Source organism: Streptomyces gossypii (genome assembly GCF_025165795.1).
Classification (GTDB): Bacteria; Actinomycetota; Actinomycetes; order Streptomycetales; family Streptomycetaceae; genus Streptomyces; species Streptomyces gossypii.
Map to the genome: position 1 here is coordinate 19,434 of NZ_JAJAGO010000021.1, position 13,901 is coordinate 33,334.

At 72.0% G+C, this 13,901-nt stretch carries 14 protein-coding genes; 8 read left to right on the forward strand and 6 right to left on the reverse strand.

What is annotated here, in order from left to right; genetic code table 11:
• Positions 1-9: 9 nt before the first annotated feature.
• The gene (locus tag LHJ74_RS31925; protein ID WP_260221788.1) at positions 10-2,724 is read right to left on the reverse strand and encodes a caspase, EACC1-associated type; all 2,715 of its coding nucleotides are present in this window, start codon (positions 2,722-2,724) and stop codon (positions 10-12) included.
• Positions 2,721-3,107, reverse strand: a complete 387-nt coding sequence (locus LHJ74_RS31930; protein WP_260221789.1) for an effector-associated constant component EACC1 — start codon at positions 3,105-3,107, stop codon at positions 2,721-2,723. Before LHJ74_RS31930 ends, LHJ74_RS31925 begins: the two co-directional genes overlap by 4 nt.
• A gap of 158 nt (positions 3,108-3,265) precedes the next feature.
• On the opposite strand from LHJ74_RS31930, the gene LHJ74_RS31935 reads away from it, so the two are divergent.
• Both LHJ74_RS31935 and LHJ74_RS31940 read left to right on the forward strand, forming a co-directional pair.
• The gene (locus tag LHJ74_RS31935) at positions 3,266-4,069 is read left to right on the forward strand and encodes an ArsR/SmtB family transcription factor (protein ID WP_260221790.1); all 804 of its coding nucleotides are present in this window, start codon (positions 3,266-3,268) and stop codon (positions 4,067-4,069) included.
• A gap of 56 nt (positions 4,070-4,125) precedes the next feature.
• Entirely contained in the window at positions 4,126-4,797 is a 672-nt protein-coding gene (locus LHJ74_RS31940) for a uridine kinase family protein (RefSeq protein ID WP_260221791.1), read from the forward strand.
• A 183-nt stretch (positions 4,798-4,980) separates the two neighbouring features.
• On the opposite strand, the gene LHJ74_RS31945 is transcribed toward LHJ74_RS31940, so the two are convergent.
• Positions 4,981-5,781: a SigE family RNA polymerase sigma factor gene (locus LHJ74_RS31945; RefSeq protein WP_260221792.1), complete on the reverse strand. Its 801-nt coding sequence runs from the start codon at positions 5,779-5,781 to the stop codon at positions 4,981-4,983.
• Positions 5,782-5,973: 192 nt separating this feature from the next.
• Here LHJ74_RS31945 and afsQ1 point away from each other — a divergent pair, with 192 nt between their 5' ends.
• The 5 genes from afsQ1 (at position 5,974) to LHJ74_RS31970 (ending at position 10,091) form a co-directional block, all read left to right on the forward strand.
• The gene (gene afsQ1 / locus LHJ74_RS31950) at positions 5,974-6,651 is read left to right on the forward strand and encodes a two-component system response regulator AfsQ1 (protein ID WP_260221793.1); all 678 of its coding nucleotides are present in this window, start codon (positions 5,974-5,976) and stop codon (positions 6,649-6,651) included.
• A gap of 34 nt (positions 6,652-6,685) precedes the next feature.
• A complete protein-coding gene (locus tag LHJ74_RS31955; protein ID WP_260221794.1) occupies positions 6,686-8,449 on the forward strand; it encodes an ATP-binding protein in 1,764 nt (587 codons plus the stop codon).
• Positions 8,446-9,045, forward strand: a complete 600-nt coding sequence (locus tag LHJ74_RS31960; RefSeq protein ID WP_260221795.1) for a hypothetical protein — start codon at positions 8,446-8,448, stop codon at positions 9,043-9,045. Before LHJ74_RS31955 ends, LHJ74_RS31960 begins: the two co-directional genes overlap by 4 nt.
• A gap of 99 nt (positions 9,046-9,144) precedes the next feature.
• The gene (locus tag LHJ74_RS31965; RefSeq protein WP_260221796.1) at positions 9,145-9,813 is read left to right on the forward strand and encodes a VanZ family protein; all 669 of its coding nucleotides are present in this window, start codon (positions 9,145-9,147) and stop codon (positions 9,811-9,813) included.
• Positions 9,814-9,890: 77 nt separating this feature from the next.
• Positions 9,891-10,091, forward strand: a complete 201-nt coding sequence (locus tag LHJ74_RS31970) for a PspC domain-containing protein (protein ID WP_260221797.1) — start codon at positions 9,891-9,893, stop codon at positions 10,089-10,091.
• A 117-nt stretch (positions 10,092-10,208) separates the two neighbouring features.
• Here LHJ74_RS31970 and LHJ74_RS31975 read toward each other — a convergent pair whose 3' ends face one another.
• The gene (locus LHJ74_RS31975) at positions 10,209-10,598 is read right to left on the reverse strand and encodes a hypothetical protein (protein WP_260221798.1); all 390 of its coding nucleotides are present in this window, start codon (positions 10,596-10,598) and stop codon (positions 10,209-10,211) included.
• 164 nt (positions 10,599-10,762) lie between these two features.
• Positions 10,763-11,917 (reverse strand): adenosine deaminase, encoded by a 1,155-nt coding sequence (locus LHJ74_RS31980; protein ID WP_260221799.1) that lies wholly within the window; start codon positions 11,915-11,917, stop codon positions 10,763-10,765.
• Positions 11,918-12,046: 129 nt separating this feature from the next.
• On the opposite strand from LHJ74_RS31980, the gene LHJ74_RS31985 reads away from it, so the two are divergent.
• The gene (locus LHJ74_RS31985; RefSeq protein WP_260221800.1) at positions 12,047-12,883 is read left to right on the forward strand and encodes an alpha/beta hydrolase; all 837 of its coding nucleotides are present in this window, start codon (positions 12,047-12,049) and stop codon (positions 12,881-12,883) included.
• 58 nt (positions 12,884-12,941) lie between these two features.
• Here the strand turns inward: LHJ74_RS31985 and LHJ74_RS31990 are convergent, their stop codons facing one another.
• Positions 12,942-13,865, reverse strand: a complete 924-nt coding sequence (locus tag LHJ74_RS31990; protein ID WP_260221801.1) for a LysR family transcriptional regulator — start codon at positions 13,863-13,865, stop codon at positions 12,942-12,944.
• Positions 13,866-13,901: the final 36 nt, after the last annotated feature.

Sequence of the window (13,901 nt, forward strand, 5' to 3'; positions counted from 1 at the left end):
CGCACCGCGTCAGGGCAGCGCGGCGAGTTGGGTCTGGAGGTCGGTCAGGGTCGGGTGGGCGGGCGGGAAGAAATCCTTCGCCAGGGTGTGCGCCTCGGTCAGGAAGGCACGGGCCCGGTCAGGGTCACCCGCCTCCTGCGCCAGCCTGCCCAGTCCCGTCAACGCGGTCGCCTGGCCCAGGCGGTTGGCCAGCTGGCGGTAGAGGGCGAGGGACTTCTGCCCGTGGCGCAGCGCCGCGTCGACGTCCTCCTGTGCGGAGGCGAGATGGCCCAGCAACAGGAGGCAGTCGGCCTGTCCGGAGGAGTTGCCGATCCGGCCGTAGAGGTCGAGCGCCTCGTCGAGCTGGCAGGCGGCCTGCACCAGGGCACCATCCGCCAGCGCCAGCCCGCCGAGCGCCCGCAGCGAGTCCGCCTGCCCCGTCCGGTCGCCGATGTCCCGGTACAGGGCCAGTGCCTCGACGAGCTGCTCCGACGCTTCCTCGTACCAGCCCTGGACGGAGGCCACTTGGCTGAGGGCCCAGAGGCAGCCGCCCTGCCCCACCGGGTCTGCCAGCTGACGGAAGAGGTCCAGCGAGGCGGCGTACCGGTGCTGGGCCAGGTCGGTGTCCGACTGTCTGCGGGCCACCTCGCCCAGGCTCCGCAGGGCGCGGGCCTCACCCCGCAGGCTGCCCTGGGCGACGGCTGACAGCCGGGCGGCCTCGGAGACCGACTCGGCCCGCGAGGTCTGCCCCTCGTACAGCAGCCACCAGTTCACCTGCCCGGCGAACTGTGCGGCCCGCCCCCAGCGTTCGGCGCCTGCGGCTTTCGCGGCGGCCTCGAGTTCGGCGGTGTGCGGGCGCAGCCAGCGGATGGCCTCTTCCGTGGTGGCGAACCGGGCCTCACCCGGCCGGGCCCGCGCGGCCGTACCGCCGCCGCTGAGCAGGTCCAGGGCGGAGTCCAGCCGCGTCAGCAGGTGTTCGTACAGGCGGTACCGGGCGGCCGTACGCAGCTGCGCCTGCTGGCCTGCGGCTGCGGTCAGCGCCTGTTCGAGGAAGAGGTCGTGGAAGGCCAGCCGGTCGTCCTCGGCCAGCAGCATGCTGCGGCGGACGAGCTGGCCCAGGCCGATGCCCGCGACACCCTCCGGGAGGCCCGTCATCGCCTCCAGGGAGCCCCGGCCGAAGTCGGGGCCGGGGTGCCAGGCGCAGTGCCGCAGCAGGCTGCGCAGGTCCTCGGGGAGCTGTTCGTAGGAGGTGGCGAAGGCCAGCCGTACCGACTCGCCCACGTCCGGTATGTGGCGCAGGGGGTCCGGAGAGCTCATCGCGGAGAGCAGGACTTCGGCCGGGGTGTCGCGCAGCAGGGCGCCGACCGGGCGGAGGGCCAGCGGGAGGCAGCCGCAGAGCCGGGCGATCCGGCGCAGGGTGGCCGGGTCGTGGCCCCTGTCGCCGGCTTCCCAGAGCAGCTGCACGGCCGCCTCCTCCGAGAGCTCTCGCAGATGCGTCGCGTGGCGGGTGAGGCCGGTGAGGCGATCTCGGCTGGCGATGAGGGTGAGGCAGTGGGCCCGTGCGCCGGGGAGCAGCGGACGGACCTGGGCGGCGTCGCGCGCGTTGTCGAGGATCAGCAGGACGCTGCGTCCCGAGAGCCAGCCGCGCCACTCCTCGGCGCGGGCGGCCGGTTCGGCGGGCAGCTGCTCGTAGCCGCACTGCTGGAGCAGCTCGCCGAGCACCTGGTGCGGGTCGCGGGGCGTGCTGCCGGGGGTCCAGCCCTGGAGGTCGACCTCGAAGCGGGCGTCGGGGTAGCGTTCGGCGAGGCGGGAGGCGGTCTCGCGCAGCAGGGCGGTCTTGCCGACGCCGCCCATGCCGTGCACGAGGCAGATACGGGCAGGGACGTCACCGGCGCCCGTAGGCTCCCCGGTCGTCTGCCGGGTGAGTGCGTCGATCTCGGCCTCGCGGCCGACCAGTTCGTCCGGGACGGCGATCAGGGTGTCCCGCCGGGCCGGGGGCGCGGGAGGCGGCGGGCCCCTGTGTGCGGGGTTGGCGGCCAGCACGATCTTGGCGCCCCGGTTGCGCGGGCCGTGCTGCGGCAGCGGGCGGCCCTTGTCGCGCAGCGCCGTGTAGAGCTGGTCGTGCACGGCCTCCATCGTCAGTTCGGCCGGGCCGCCGGGGATACCGCCCTCCAGGACGCGGATCAGCTCGCCGGTCAGCGCGCTGTACTCCTCGTCGGCCGGGCACAGCGCCTGTACGTCCTCGGCAGTGGCGGTGAGCACGAAGGTGCTGTCGATGTCGACGCGCGCGGCGGTGGTGCCCTCGCTCATCCAGGCGTTCAGGGCCCGGCCGCTGTAGCAGCAGTCGATGATCACGACCTTGCGGCGGGCCGGTGAGGTGACCACGGCGTCGCGGACCACGTCGTAGCGGAGCGAGCGGTGCCAGCGTCCGCCCGGCCAGGAGTCGGGGAGTGCGAGGTGGAGGGTGCCGTCGTCGCCGACGAGGCCGTGGCCCGAGTAGTAGACGATCAGGGTGTCGGTGGCGGCCTCGGCCACCTCGTAGAGGTTGTCGCCGAGCGCCCCGGGGTCGGTGGGCTGCTGTACGACGTGGCAGTGGCCGGGCGGCAGGCCGGAGACCGCGGGGGTGGTCAGCAGCCGTTCCAGAGCCGGGGCGTTGTTCCGTACGGCGGGCAGGTCGCCGAGCCGGGCGAACTCGTGGACGCCGATGAGCAGGGCGCGGGAGGCGGCAGGGTCGGGGAGGGTCACGGGCGGGGTCCGTCCCCGTCGGGCTCGGGGGCCGGGGCCGGGGCCGGGTCTGCGGCGAGGGTGCGCAGTACACGTTCGGCCTCCTCCGGGGTGTAGCCGGTGAGGGTCACCACCTGGCCGTCCCGCTCCAGTCGGAGCGTGCGTTCGGCGCGGGTGCCACGGCGCTGGGTGCGCCAGGCGGCGAGGGCCACCGCCAGACCGCCGACGCCCACCCCGCTGTCGAGTACGGCGGTGATCGTGTCGAGCGCTCCCATCTCGCTGGTGCCGCCTGCGGGCAGCTGGTGCTCCAGGGGCAGCCGGCGGGTGTCCGGGTGGCGTCGCAGGTGTGCGTGGAGCTGGGACGAGGCGAGCGCGTCGCCCGGAACGCCGATCTGTATCCGCACCGTAACGGCACCCCCGTACATTGCTGGTCACCTGGCGTGAACGAGCTTGCAGGAGGCGGCTGTTGACCGCAAGCAAAGGCCACGGCCCGGGCCCTGTCCGGGTGGGGCGTTTGACAGGCAACCACTTGGTTGCCAATCTGGCAGAGGAGAGGTGGAGCATGGACGCGGTGTTCAAGGCACTCGGCGATGCGAGCCGCAGGCGGCTGCTCGACAGACTCAACGCGCGCAACGGACAGAGCCTGCGGGAGCTGTGCGAGGGCCTGGAGATGAGCAGGCAGGCGGTGAGCAAGCACCTCGCGGTGCTTGCGGGGGCCAATCTGGTCAGTTCCGTGCGACACGGCCGCCGGAAGCTCCACTACCTCAACCCCGTGCCCCTTCATGAGATCGCGGACCGCTGGATCGGCCAGTACGAGCGAGGACGGCTGGACGCGCTCGCCGCCCTGAAGCATTCACTGGAAGGAACGACCATGAGCAAGCCCGAGTTCGTCTACGTCACCTACATCCAGACCACGGCCGCGAAGCTCTACCAGGCCCTGACCGACCCCGGGTTCACCAGGATCTACTTCGGGGACACCGGCCCCGAATCGACCTGGGAGGTGGGCACGCCGGTCCGCTGGAAGTCCGATCCGGCCGGCGAGTTCGAGGAGCTGGGCCAGCGGGTGCTGGAGGCCGAGCCCGGCAAGCGGCTGTCGTACACCTGGCACACCCTCCAGCCGATGCACCAGGAGATGTTCGGGCTCACGGACGAGGAGTTCGCGGAGGCGCGCAAGGAGCGGTCGCGGGTCACCTTCGACATCGAGGAGGCCGAGGTGCCGGAGCTGGGCGTCAAGCTGACCCTCACGCACGACGGGTTCGACAGTGCGGACAGCAAGATGCTGGAAGGCGTCAGCGGCGGCTGGGTCATGATCCTCTCCTCCCTCAAGACCATGCTGGAGGGCGGCAAGCCGCTCTCCGGGCAGTAGTCCTCCGCTGACCGGGGCGGGCGCATTGCCGACCGGATGCGCAAGAATGGTGTCCCGTGAACCCAAGCGCCGCCCGCCCCCACAGCGACCAGACCGCCACCACGGCCCCGCCGGCCGCCGACACCGCACCCGGCGGCCCGGCCCGCGTCGTCCTCCTCACGGGGCCCTCCGGCTCCGGCAAGTCCCGGCTCGCCGCCCGCTCCGGGCTGCCCGTGCTGCGGATGGACGACTTCTACAAGGAGGGCGGCGATCCGACGCTTCCCGTGCTCCCCGGCGGCGCCACGGACTGGGACGCCCCGGGCTCCTGGGACGCGGAGGCCGCCGTTGCCGCCGTACGGACGCTGTGCGCGTACGGGCGGGCATCGGTGCCGGTCTACGACATCGGGACCAGCGCCCGTACCGGCGAGGTGGAACTGGCGCTCGGCGGGGCGCCGCTGTTCGTCGCCGAAGGGGTCTTCGCGGCGGACATCGCCGCGCGCTGCGCGGAGCTGGGCCTGCTGGCGGACACGATCTGCCTGCGGGGGCGGCGGCCGTTCACGACGTTCCGGCGGCGCCTCCTGCGGGACGTACGGGAGAGGCGGAAGCCCGTGCCGTTCCTCGTACGCCGGGGCTGGGGGCTGATGCGCGCGGAAGGCGCGATCGTGGCGCGGCACCGGGCGCTCGGCGCGCACCCGTGCGCGCGGGACGAGGCGATGGGGCGGATCACCCGGCTGCACAGCAGGACATGAGCCGCAGCAGGACATGAGAACGCGGGCCCCGCCGAACCCCCCGGTCGGCCGGACCCGCTGCTCTCTCCCCCGTGCTCCCCCGCTCCCCGTTTCCCCCGTGCTCCCCCGTTTCCCCGTTCCCCCCGTGTTCTCTCCCCCGAACCTGTGCCCCTCCCCGCCGGTTTCCCCGGCGGGGCGCTGGGCTCAGGCGACCAATTCGCCGAAGGACTCCTGCCGGTCCTCGCCGAAGCTGAGTACGTCGTCGTCGCGCAGCCGGCGCAGCGAGCGCCAGATACTGCTCTTGACCGTGCCGACGCTGATGTCCAGTATGTCTGCGATCTCCGGGTCCGTACGGCCCTCGTAGTAGCGCAGCACCAGCATCGTGCGCTGCGTCTCCGGGAGCCGTGCGAGTGCCTGCCACAGGACCGCGCGCAGTTCGGTGCCGCGCATGGCGTCGTGGTCGGCGGAGGCCGTCTCCGGCAGTTCCTCCGTCGGGTACTCGTTCAGCTTGCGCCGACGCCAGGCACTGATGTGCAGGTTTGTCATGGTGCGCCGGAGGTATCCCCCGACTGCTGCCTTGTCGGTGATCCGGTGCCAGGCGCGGTATGTGGAGAACAGCGCGCTCTGGAGCAGATCCTCCGCCTCGAAGCGGTCCCCGGTCAGATGGTAGGCGGTGGCGTACAGGGAGGCGCGACGGTCGCGGACATAGGCGGTGAATTCCGCCTCCGCCGCGTCGTCGCGTACCTCCCCCGAGTCCTCCCTGTACTCGCCCGTCCCCCCGGAACCCCCCTGGGCCTCCCCCGCGAGGCCCTCCACCGCGGCAATATGCGATGGCCTTTTACGCCCGGTGCCGCGAGCGCACCCCCGCCCGCCCACAACACCGGACTTCTCCGCAACACGGGCGGCGGGCTCTCCCCAGGACGGTACCCGTGGAGCGGGAACCGCCGGGGTGTGCAGACGCGTGTGAATAACTGCGCTGGTGGTGGTGCTGTGCAGCGTGTTCATCTCGCGCCCCCCTCGTGGACCCTGCCCGTCGTCCGCTTGCTGATGAATACGTTGCCGGGCCAGTTTCATCACCGGGTTCCCCATCTGTCACAGGGCTGTCACAGGCCGGGGAGCCCGCTTCCAGCCCCGGCGTGAGGGCTGACTCGCCCTGGCGGTCGAAGTCGGAGGGGGGCATAAGACAGAATGGCGCGCGTGGCTTTCCTGTTGCTGATCGAGGATGACGACGCTGTCCGTACCGCCCTGGAGATGAGCCTGACCCGCCAGGGCCATCGCGTGGTGACTGCCGCGTCCGGTGAGGACGGTCTCAAACTGCTGCGCGAACAGCGTCCGGACCTGATCGTGCTGGACGTGATGCTGCCCGGCATCGACGGATTCGAGGTGTGCCGACGCATCCGGCGCACCGACCAGTTGCCGATCATCCTGCTGACCGCGCGCAGCGATGACATCGACGTGGTCGTGGGTCTGGAGTCGGGCGCCGACGACTATGTCGTCAAGCCCGTGCAGGGCAGGGTGCTGGACGCCCGCATCCGCGCGGTGATGCGGCGCGGCGAGCGGGAGGCAAACGATTCCGCGTCCTTCGGTTCGCTGGTCATCGACCGTTCCGCGATGACGGTGACCAAGAACGGCGACGACCTGCAACTGACCCCCACCGAGCTGCGGCTGCTGCTGGAGCTGAGCAGGCGGCCGGGCCAGGCGCTGTCCCGGCAGCAGTTGCTGCGGCTGGTCTGGGAGCACGACTATCTCGGCGACTCACGGCTTGTCGACGCGTGTGTGCAGCGGCTGCGGGCGAAGGTCGAGGACGTGCCGTCGTCACCGACGCTGATCCGTACGGTGCGCGGGGTCGGCTACCGGCTGGACGCGCCCTCGTGAGTGACGCACCCGGAGAAGTGAACGGGACCACACAGTGAGCGAGGCCCCGCCCGGCCGGGTACGTGACCGGGTGGCGGGCATACTGCCCACGCTGCGGCTTCGGCTCGTCGTCGTCTTCGCACTGGTGGCGCTGACGGCGGCGGTGTCGGCGTCCGGCATCGCCTACTGGCTCAACCGCGACGCCGTACTGACCAGGACGCAGAACGCCGCGCTCGCCGACTTCCGCAAGTCCATGGAGGACAACGCCGGTCAGCTGCCGCGCAGGTTCGACTGCGACCAGCTGCGCGAGGCCGCGGTGCGGATGGCCAACACCACCCAGAGATATGAGGTGGTGCTGCTGGGCGAGGGCCGGGACGGCGGACGCTGCGCGGTCGCCTCGAACGCGCACACCTTCACGATGGAGGACGTGCCGCAGGCGCTGCGCGACGTTGTCGACAAGCGGCGGGCGATCGGCAAGGGGAACAAGCACCCGTACCACCTCTACTGGCAGCGGATCACCCGAGGCGAGGAGCCGCTGCTGGTCGGCGGCGGCAAACTCATCGGCGAGCAGCCCACGCCCACCGGCTACATGCTCAAGTCGCTGTCCCCCGAGCGGGACGACCTCAACTCTCTTGCCTGGTCGCTGAGCATCGCGACGGGGCTGGCGCTCATCGGCGCCATGCTGCTGGCGCAGGCCGCCGCGACGACCGTGCTGCGGCCGGTGCGGCGGCTCGCGGACGCCGCCCGGCGACTGGGTGAGGGGAAGCTGGACACCCGCCTGAAGGTCTCCGGCACGGACGAACTGGCGGAGCTCTCCCGTACGTTCAACCGGACCGCCGAATCGCTGGAGGGCCGGGTCGCGGAGCTGAGTGCGCGCGAGTCCTCCTCGCGGCGGTTCGTCGCGGACATGTCGCACGAACTGCGCACGCCGCTCACCGCGATCTCCGCGGTGACCGAGGTGCTGGAGGAGGAGCAGGAGAACCTCGATCCGATGATCGCTCCCGCGGTCGGTCTGGTGGTGAGCGAGACTCGGCGGCTGGGCGACCTGGTGGAGAACCTGATGGAGGTCACCCGCTTCGACGCGGGGACGGCGCGGCTGGTCGTCGACGCGGTGGACGTCGCGGACCAGGTGACGGCCTGCATAGACGCGCGGGCCTGGCTCGACGCGGTGGAACTGAACGCGGACCGGGGCATCGTGGCGACTCTCGACCCCCGCCGCCTGGACGTGATCCTGGCGAACCTGATCGGGAACGCGCTGAAGCACGGCGGGTCTCCCGTCCGGGTCTCCGTACGGACGGAGCGGGCGGCGGACGGCACCGACGCACTGCTGATCGAGGTCGCTGACCACGGGCCAGGCATCCCTGAGGACGTGCTGCCGCACGTCTTCGACCGCTTCTACAAGGCGAGTGCGTCCCGACCGCGTTCGGAAGGCAGCGGACTGGGGCTGTCCATCGCCCTGGAGAACGCGCACATCCACGGCGGCGAGATCACCGCACACAACAGCGCGGATGCCTCCAACGGAGCGGTGTTCACACTGCGGCTGCCGCGCGACGCCAGCGGGCTCGCCGCAGCGGGCACGAACCGGGACCAGGACTCCGGGCTGCACCGGGACCCGGACGACGGCCCGGACGGCGGCGCAGTCGGAGGCACGGACGGAGGCACGGACGGAGGCACGGACGGAGGCACGGACAGCGACGGCGGCAGACGCGGTCAGAAAACCGCCTCGGGCGGCGCGCGCGGCGGAGGGGTCGGCCGATGGGGCCGCCGCCGGAAGCGCGGCAGGGGCGAAGACGAGAAGGGCAGGGAGGAAGAACGATGAGTGCGCGCCGCAGGCGCCTCACGGCGCTGGCCGTAGGCGCGATCACCGTCGGCACCGCGATATCCGGCTGCGGTATCCGCTCGACGCCCGTCCCGGTGGACGCCGGGGCCGCGCCCTCCCGCGTCGCCTGTGTCGTACCGGGCAGTGACACGGTGGCGGTGCCGGACGGCGCCACCGTGCGCGTCTACCTGGTGTGCGGCTCGCGAGTCGCCCCGGTGGAGCGCACCGTCCAGCTGCCGGAGAACCGGATGGCGTTCGCCCGCGCACTGCTCGACGAACTCCAGGAGCACCCCGGAGGCGACGAGGAGTCGGCGGGTTTCGAGAGCGCGGTGCCCCGCGATCTGGAGGTCGCACCGGGCGAGGACGACGACCCCGAGGGCACGCTCCGGCTGAACACACCGCTGGACGACCTGCCTTCCTTCGCACTGGCCCAGCTGGTCTGCTCCTACACGGAGAGCGGCGCGTCCGGCGACGACGGCTCAGTGATCATCGGCGGCCCCGCCGGGCCCGAGGCGAAACCGCTGCAGCGTTTCGCCTGCGGGACGGCACTGCGGGGCAGCCCGGAAGCCGCAGCGACCGCCGGAACCCCGGTCTAGCGCGGCGCAGCACCAGGCCCTGTCCGGGCGCTGTCTGACAAATCCCCCTTACCCGACAGGCCGCAGGGGCTCACGCCGGGAGGCGGAACCACGGCCCCCTTGCCTGACGTCCTTCACCTCGTGCAGCGTCATGGCCACAGCGCCGTCCTCGTATCCGGTATCCGCACAGCAGGTGTCGTCCTGCTCCTCGGGCACCTCCTGGTCGTCGGACTCCTGACGCTGCGCCCCCGTTCGGTGGCCTGGGTCTCGCCCGGCAACCTGCACCCGTTCGCCAGCATCCGGGCGGACCTGGAAGCCGGGCCGGGTGCAGCCCTGGAGGGCATCGGGGGCGAACTGCTCCTGCTGGCACCGCTCGGCCTGCTGCTGCCGCTGATCGCCTGGCGGCTGCAACGAGGGCTGCTGCGTACCAGCATGCAGATGACCCTGGCGGGCACGCTGATCTCGCTCGTCCTCGCGCTGCTGCAGACCGGGGTCCCCGGGCACGTCGTGAACGTGGACACGGTGATACTCAACGCGGCCGGGGTGGCGCTCGCCCATGTGCTCCTCTATCCCGCCCTTCGGAGCTGTCTGCGCCGGACCGCGGCGGGTACCGGCAAGGCGGGCGCAGAGCCGGGGAAGAACGCCGGGAGGGCCGCCGCACAGAAGACCGGCCGGAAGGGCGGGGACCGGAAAGGCGCCGGCAGCGGGGAGCAGCAGCAAGTCGGCCTGCGGGAGGAGAGCCAGAAGGGTGCGACCCCGAGACCTTCCAGGGTCGGTATCGCACCGTAGCCCGACGCCCGGGCGGCGGCGGCGAGCCTACGGTGGAGGCATCCGAACACAGCATCACGAGCGAAGGAGTCACCGTCATGTCCACTGCACTCGTACGCCCCCGCGACGGCCGCATGATCGGCGGTGTGTGCGCTGCGCTGGCGCGCCGCTTCGGCACCAAGCCGACAACGATGCGGGTGATCTTCCTCGTCTCATGCCTGCTGCCGGGGCCGCAGTTCCTGCTCTACCTGGGCCTGTGGATCTTCCTGCCGAACGGCGACGAGCGCACCTCCTGGTGAGGGTGAAGAGGCGCACCGACGCCCCCGGCGGCGGCGTCGGCCACCGGGGGATGCCGCGGTGACGGCAAGGCCTGCGCAGCACTGCTGAATCCGGCCGAGCAGGCGCTGCCGAAGAACTCAGCCGATCGGCATGCCGCCCGGAGCCACCCCGCCACCACCGGGGGTCATCCCGCCGAGATCCATCCCGCCGAAGTTCATCCCGCCGCTGGGGGCCGTGCCGCCGCCGGAACCGGTCTGCTGGCCCATGGCCGGCATGCCGCCCAGCAGCGCAGTCGCGTTGTCGCTGGACAGGTTGCCCGACATGCCTGATCCCTGCTGACCGGCAGCCGGTGCACCTTCCGGGAGGAGGCTGGCGGGCCCCCCGGCCAGCTGGCCGAGAGCGCCGCTCCCGGAGGCACCCTGCACGGTGTCCGTGAGGCCGGCCGCCGAGGCGGCGCCCGAACCGGCGACCGCGAACACGGCGCCGAGGGCGGTGATGCCGAGGGTTTTGATCGTTCCCTTTTTCATGAGTGCTACGTCCTCAGTCGTGGGGGTTGGGCAGCCCGGCGAACGTAGCGAGAGATATCGGCCCGTCACAAGCAGGCTGAAACGGGCGTAAACGCCTTTCGGCGCCCGGCCCCGGCCGCGGCCCGCCCGGCCGCGCCCACCTCAGCGCAGGGGAGAACCGCTGGTCAGCGCCGTTCCGAAGGTGATGCTTGGAAGAGCCACTCAGCCTTCAGCTCCGCGTATCCGGGCTTGATCACCTCATTGATCATGGCCAGACGTTCATCGAAAGGGATGAACGCGGATTTCATGGCATTGACGGTGAACCACTGCATGTCGTCCAGGGTGTACCGGAAGGTCTTCACCAGATGCTCGAACTCGTTGCTCATGCTGGTGCCGCTCATCAGCCGGTTGTCGGTGTTCACCGTCGCCCGGAAATGGAGCTTGCGCAGCAGCCCGATCGGGTGCTCCGCGTAGGAGGCGGCGGCGCCGGTCTGCAGGTTCGAGGAGGGGCAGAGCTCCAGCGGAATCCGCTTGTCCCGTACGTACGAGGCGAGCCGCCCGAGCGTGACCTCGCCCGAGTGGTCGTCGGCGACCTGGATGTCGTCGATGATGCGGACGCCGTGGCCGAGGCGGTCGGCACCGCACCACTGGAGGGCCTGCCAGATGGACGGCAGCCCGAAGCCCTCGCCCGCGTGGATCGTGAAGTGGTTGTTCTCGCGCTTGAGGAACTCGAACGCGTCCAGGTGACGGGTGGGCGGGAAGCCCGCCTCCGCGCCGGCGATGTCGAAGCCGACGACGCCGAGATCGCGGTAACGGTTGGCCAGCTCGGCGATCTCCAGCGCGCGGGCCGCGTGCCGCATCGCGGTGAGCAGGGAGCCGACCCGGATGCGGTTGCCGTCGGCGCGGGCCCGGCGCTCGCCCTCGCGGAAGCCCTCGTTGACCGCCTCGACGACCTCCTCCAGGCTGAGGCCCTTCTCCAGGTGCTGCTCCGGCGCAAAGCGCACCTCGGCGTAGACCACGCCGTCGGCCGCCAGATCCTCCGCACACTCGGCGGCGACCCGGATGAGCGCCTCCCGTGTCTGCATCACGGCGCAGGTGTGCGCGAAGGTCTCCAGATAGCGCTCCAGCGAGCCGGAGTCGGCAGCCGAACGGAACCAGGCGTCGAGCCGGTCGGCGCCCTCCGCGGCGGCGTCGGGAAGGCCGTCGTACCCGGACTCCCGGGCGAGTTCGATGATCGTGCCCGGACGGAGGCCGCCGTCGAGGTGGTCGTGCAGCAGCGCCTTGGGCGCGCGACGGATCTGCTCCGGGCTCGGGGAGGTGTTCGGGGTCTCGCTCGTCATTTTCGTACTGTAACGCCTACGCGCGTAGACAGCCACGGCGCGCGCACAGCGCGCACGCGCGCCGCTTCGATACGCAATGGTGATCGCACGGCAGATTCCCCGCGCCACGCTCTCTGCCATCGTGTCGTCATGGCTCAGCAAGCGTTGCCGGATCGACTTCCGGACCGGGAAGCCAAGTTGGGCAGACCCCTGGGGGACAGCCGTTCGGTCCAGGGGGTCGTACTGCTGCTCCCCGGCGGTGCGGAGCACAGCGTGCGCCGCCGCTCACCGCTGGCCGCGATGGCTGCGCTGCGGCTCGCCCGGCAGCTGGCGCGGGCGGGACAGGACGAGTCGCTGGTGACCCACCTGCTGCACTACCGCTTCCAGGGCTGGAACGGCGACGCCGAGCACCCCGTCGCGGACACCAGATGGGCGGTGGAAGAGGTGCTGCGGCGCTACGGCGACGTGCCCGTGTGCCTGATCGGCACCGACGTGGGCGCCCGCGCGGCCCTGCGCGCGGCCGGGCACCCGGCGGTCACCGCGGTCCTGGCCCTCGCCCCCTGGCTGCCGCTGCCGCACGTGCGACCGGGCGCGGGCGCGGACGGCGCGGACTCGGACCGCGCGGAGGCGGGCGGCGCGGAAGCGGGCGTGCGCCCAGTGGTGGAACCCGTACGGCAGCTGGCCGGACGGCAGGTGCTGATCGTGCACGGCACGGATGACGAGTACAGCGATCCGGAGCTCTCCTTCCGGCTCGCCGAGCGGGCCAAGAAGATCAACCCGCGGGTCTGCCGCTTCGAGGTCCACTCCGACGGGCACCGGCTGCGCCAGCACCGCGACGAAGTCGCCGCGCTGGCGGCTGACTTCGTGCTGGGCACGCTGGGCGGACGCGACTTCGCCCGCCCGCTGGCGGACGCGATGGCGGCCCCGCCGCCACTGGGCCTGCGCATGCCCCTGGCCGCCGGCTTCGGCCGCACACTGAGCCGCTGAGCCGCTTGCCGCTGCGGTGACACCGCCGCGGCGAGCTGCGGGCACCCGCGGCCACGGCCTATGCCGCCCCCACCTGCTGGTCCAGCAGATGCCCCCGCCGGCTCAGCAGGAAGCGTTTGAAGGCCGCCACCGGTGGCGTGTCCGGGCGGCCCTCCGCCCAGGCCAGACCGATCTCGCGGACCGCGCGCGGCGCCGTGACGGTGAGTTCGTGCACGCCGGGGCGCGCGAACGCCGGGGGCGGCAGCAGCGCCACGCCCAGCCCCGCCGCGACCAGCCCGCGGATGGTCTCCGCCTCCTCGCCCTCGAAGGCGATCCGCGGCCGGAACCCGGCCTCCGCGCACATCGCCTCCAGGATCCGCCGCATCCCGTAGCCCGGCTCCAGGGTCACGAACGGCTCCTCGGCGGCCTCGGCGAGGCGGATGCGTCTGCGTGCGGCGAGGGGATGATCTTCCGGTACGACAAGCCGGAGGCGCTGTTCGTCCAGACGTCGGGCGACCAGGTCGGGCGCGTCGGGCATCGGCGAGGTGAGGCAGAGGTCCAGTTCGCCCGCTCGAAGGCGTTCCAGCATCGCCTCGCCGTACGTCTGCACCAGGGCGAACCGCACGCGTGGATGCTCGGCACGGAAGGCGCGGATGAGGCCGGGCACGGTCTCCCAGCCGAGCGTGTGGAGGAAGCCGAAGGCGACCTTGCCGGTGGCCGGGTCGGCGTCGGAGCGCACGGACTCGGCGGCCTGCTCCACCGCGGCGAGCGCGCGTTCCGCCGAGGCGAGGAACGTGCGCCCGGCCGGGGTGAGCGAGACCGTACGGCCGTGGCGCGCGAAGAGGGCCACACCGAGATCGTCCTCGAGCCGGGTGACGGCACGGCTCAACGTGGACTGCGGGACGCCCAGTTCGTGGGCGGCCCGGGTCACGTGCTCGTGGCGGGCGACGGCCACGAAGTGGGCAAGCCGCGGGGTGAGGGCGATGCCCCAGTCGGATGTCACGGTTCTGTCCTCCTCCTGACTACTTCACATGACGGC

Bases quoted from the DNA above. Each gene is read 5' to 3' on its own strand.
- LHJ74_RS31935 (WP_260221790.1), top strand. From the start codon at position 3,266: ATGGACGCGGTGTTCAAGGCACTCGGCGATGCGAGCCGCAGGCGGCTG.
- LHJ74_RS31945 (WP_260221792.1), bottom strand. From the start codon at position 5,781: ATGAACACGCTGCACAGCACCACCACCAGCGCAGTTATTCACACGCGT.
- LHJ74_RS31960 (WP_260221795.1), top strand. From the start codon at position 8,446: ATGAGTGCGCGCCGCAGGCGCCTCACGGCGCTGGCCGTAGGCGCGATC.
- LHJ74_RS31970 (WP_260221797.1), top strand. From the start codon at position 9,891: ATGTCCACTGCACTCGTACGCCCCCGCGACGGCCGCATGATCGGCGGT.
- LHJ74_RS31975 (WP_260221798.1), bottom strand. From the start codon at position 10,598: ATGAAAAAGGGAACGATCAAAACCCTCGGCATCACCGCCCTCGGCGCC.
- LHJ74_RS31980 (WP_260221799.1), bottom strand. From the start codon at position 11,917: ATGACGAGCGAGACCCCGAACACCTCCCCGAGCCCGGAGCAGATCCGT.
- LHJ74_RS31985 (WP_260221800.1), top strand. From the start codon at position 12,047: ATGGCTCAGCAAGCGTTGCCGGATCGACTTCCGGACCGGGAAGCCAAG.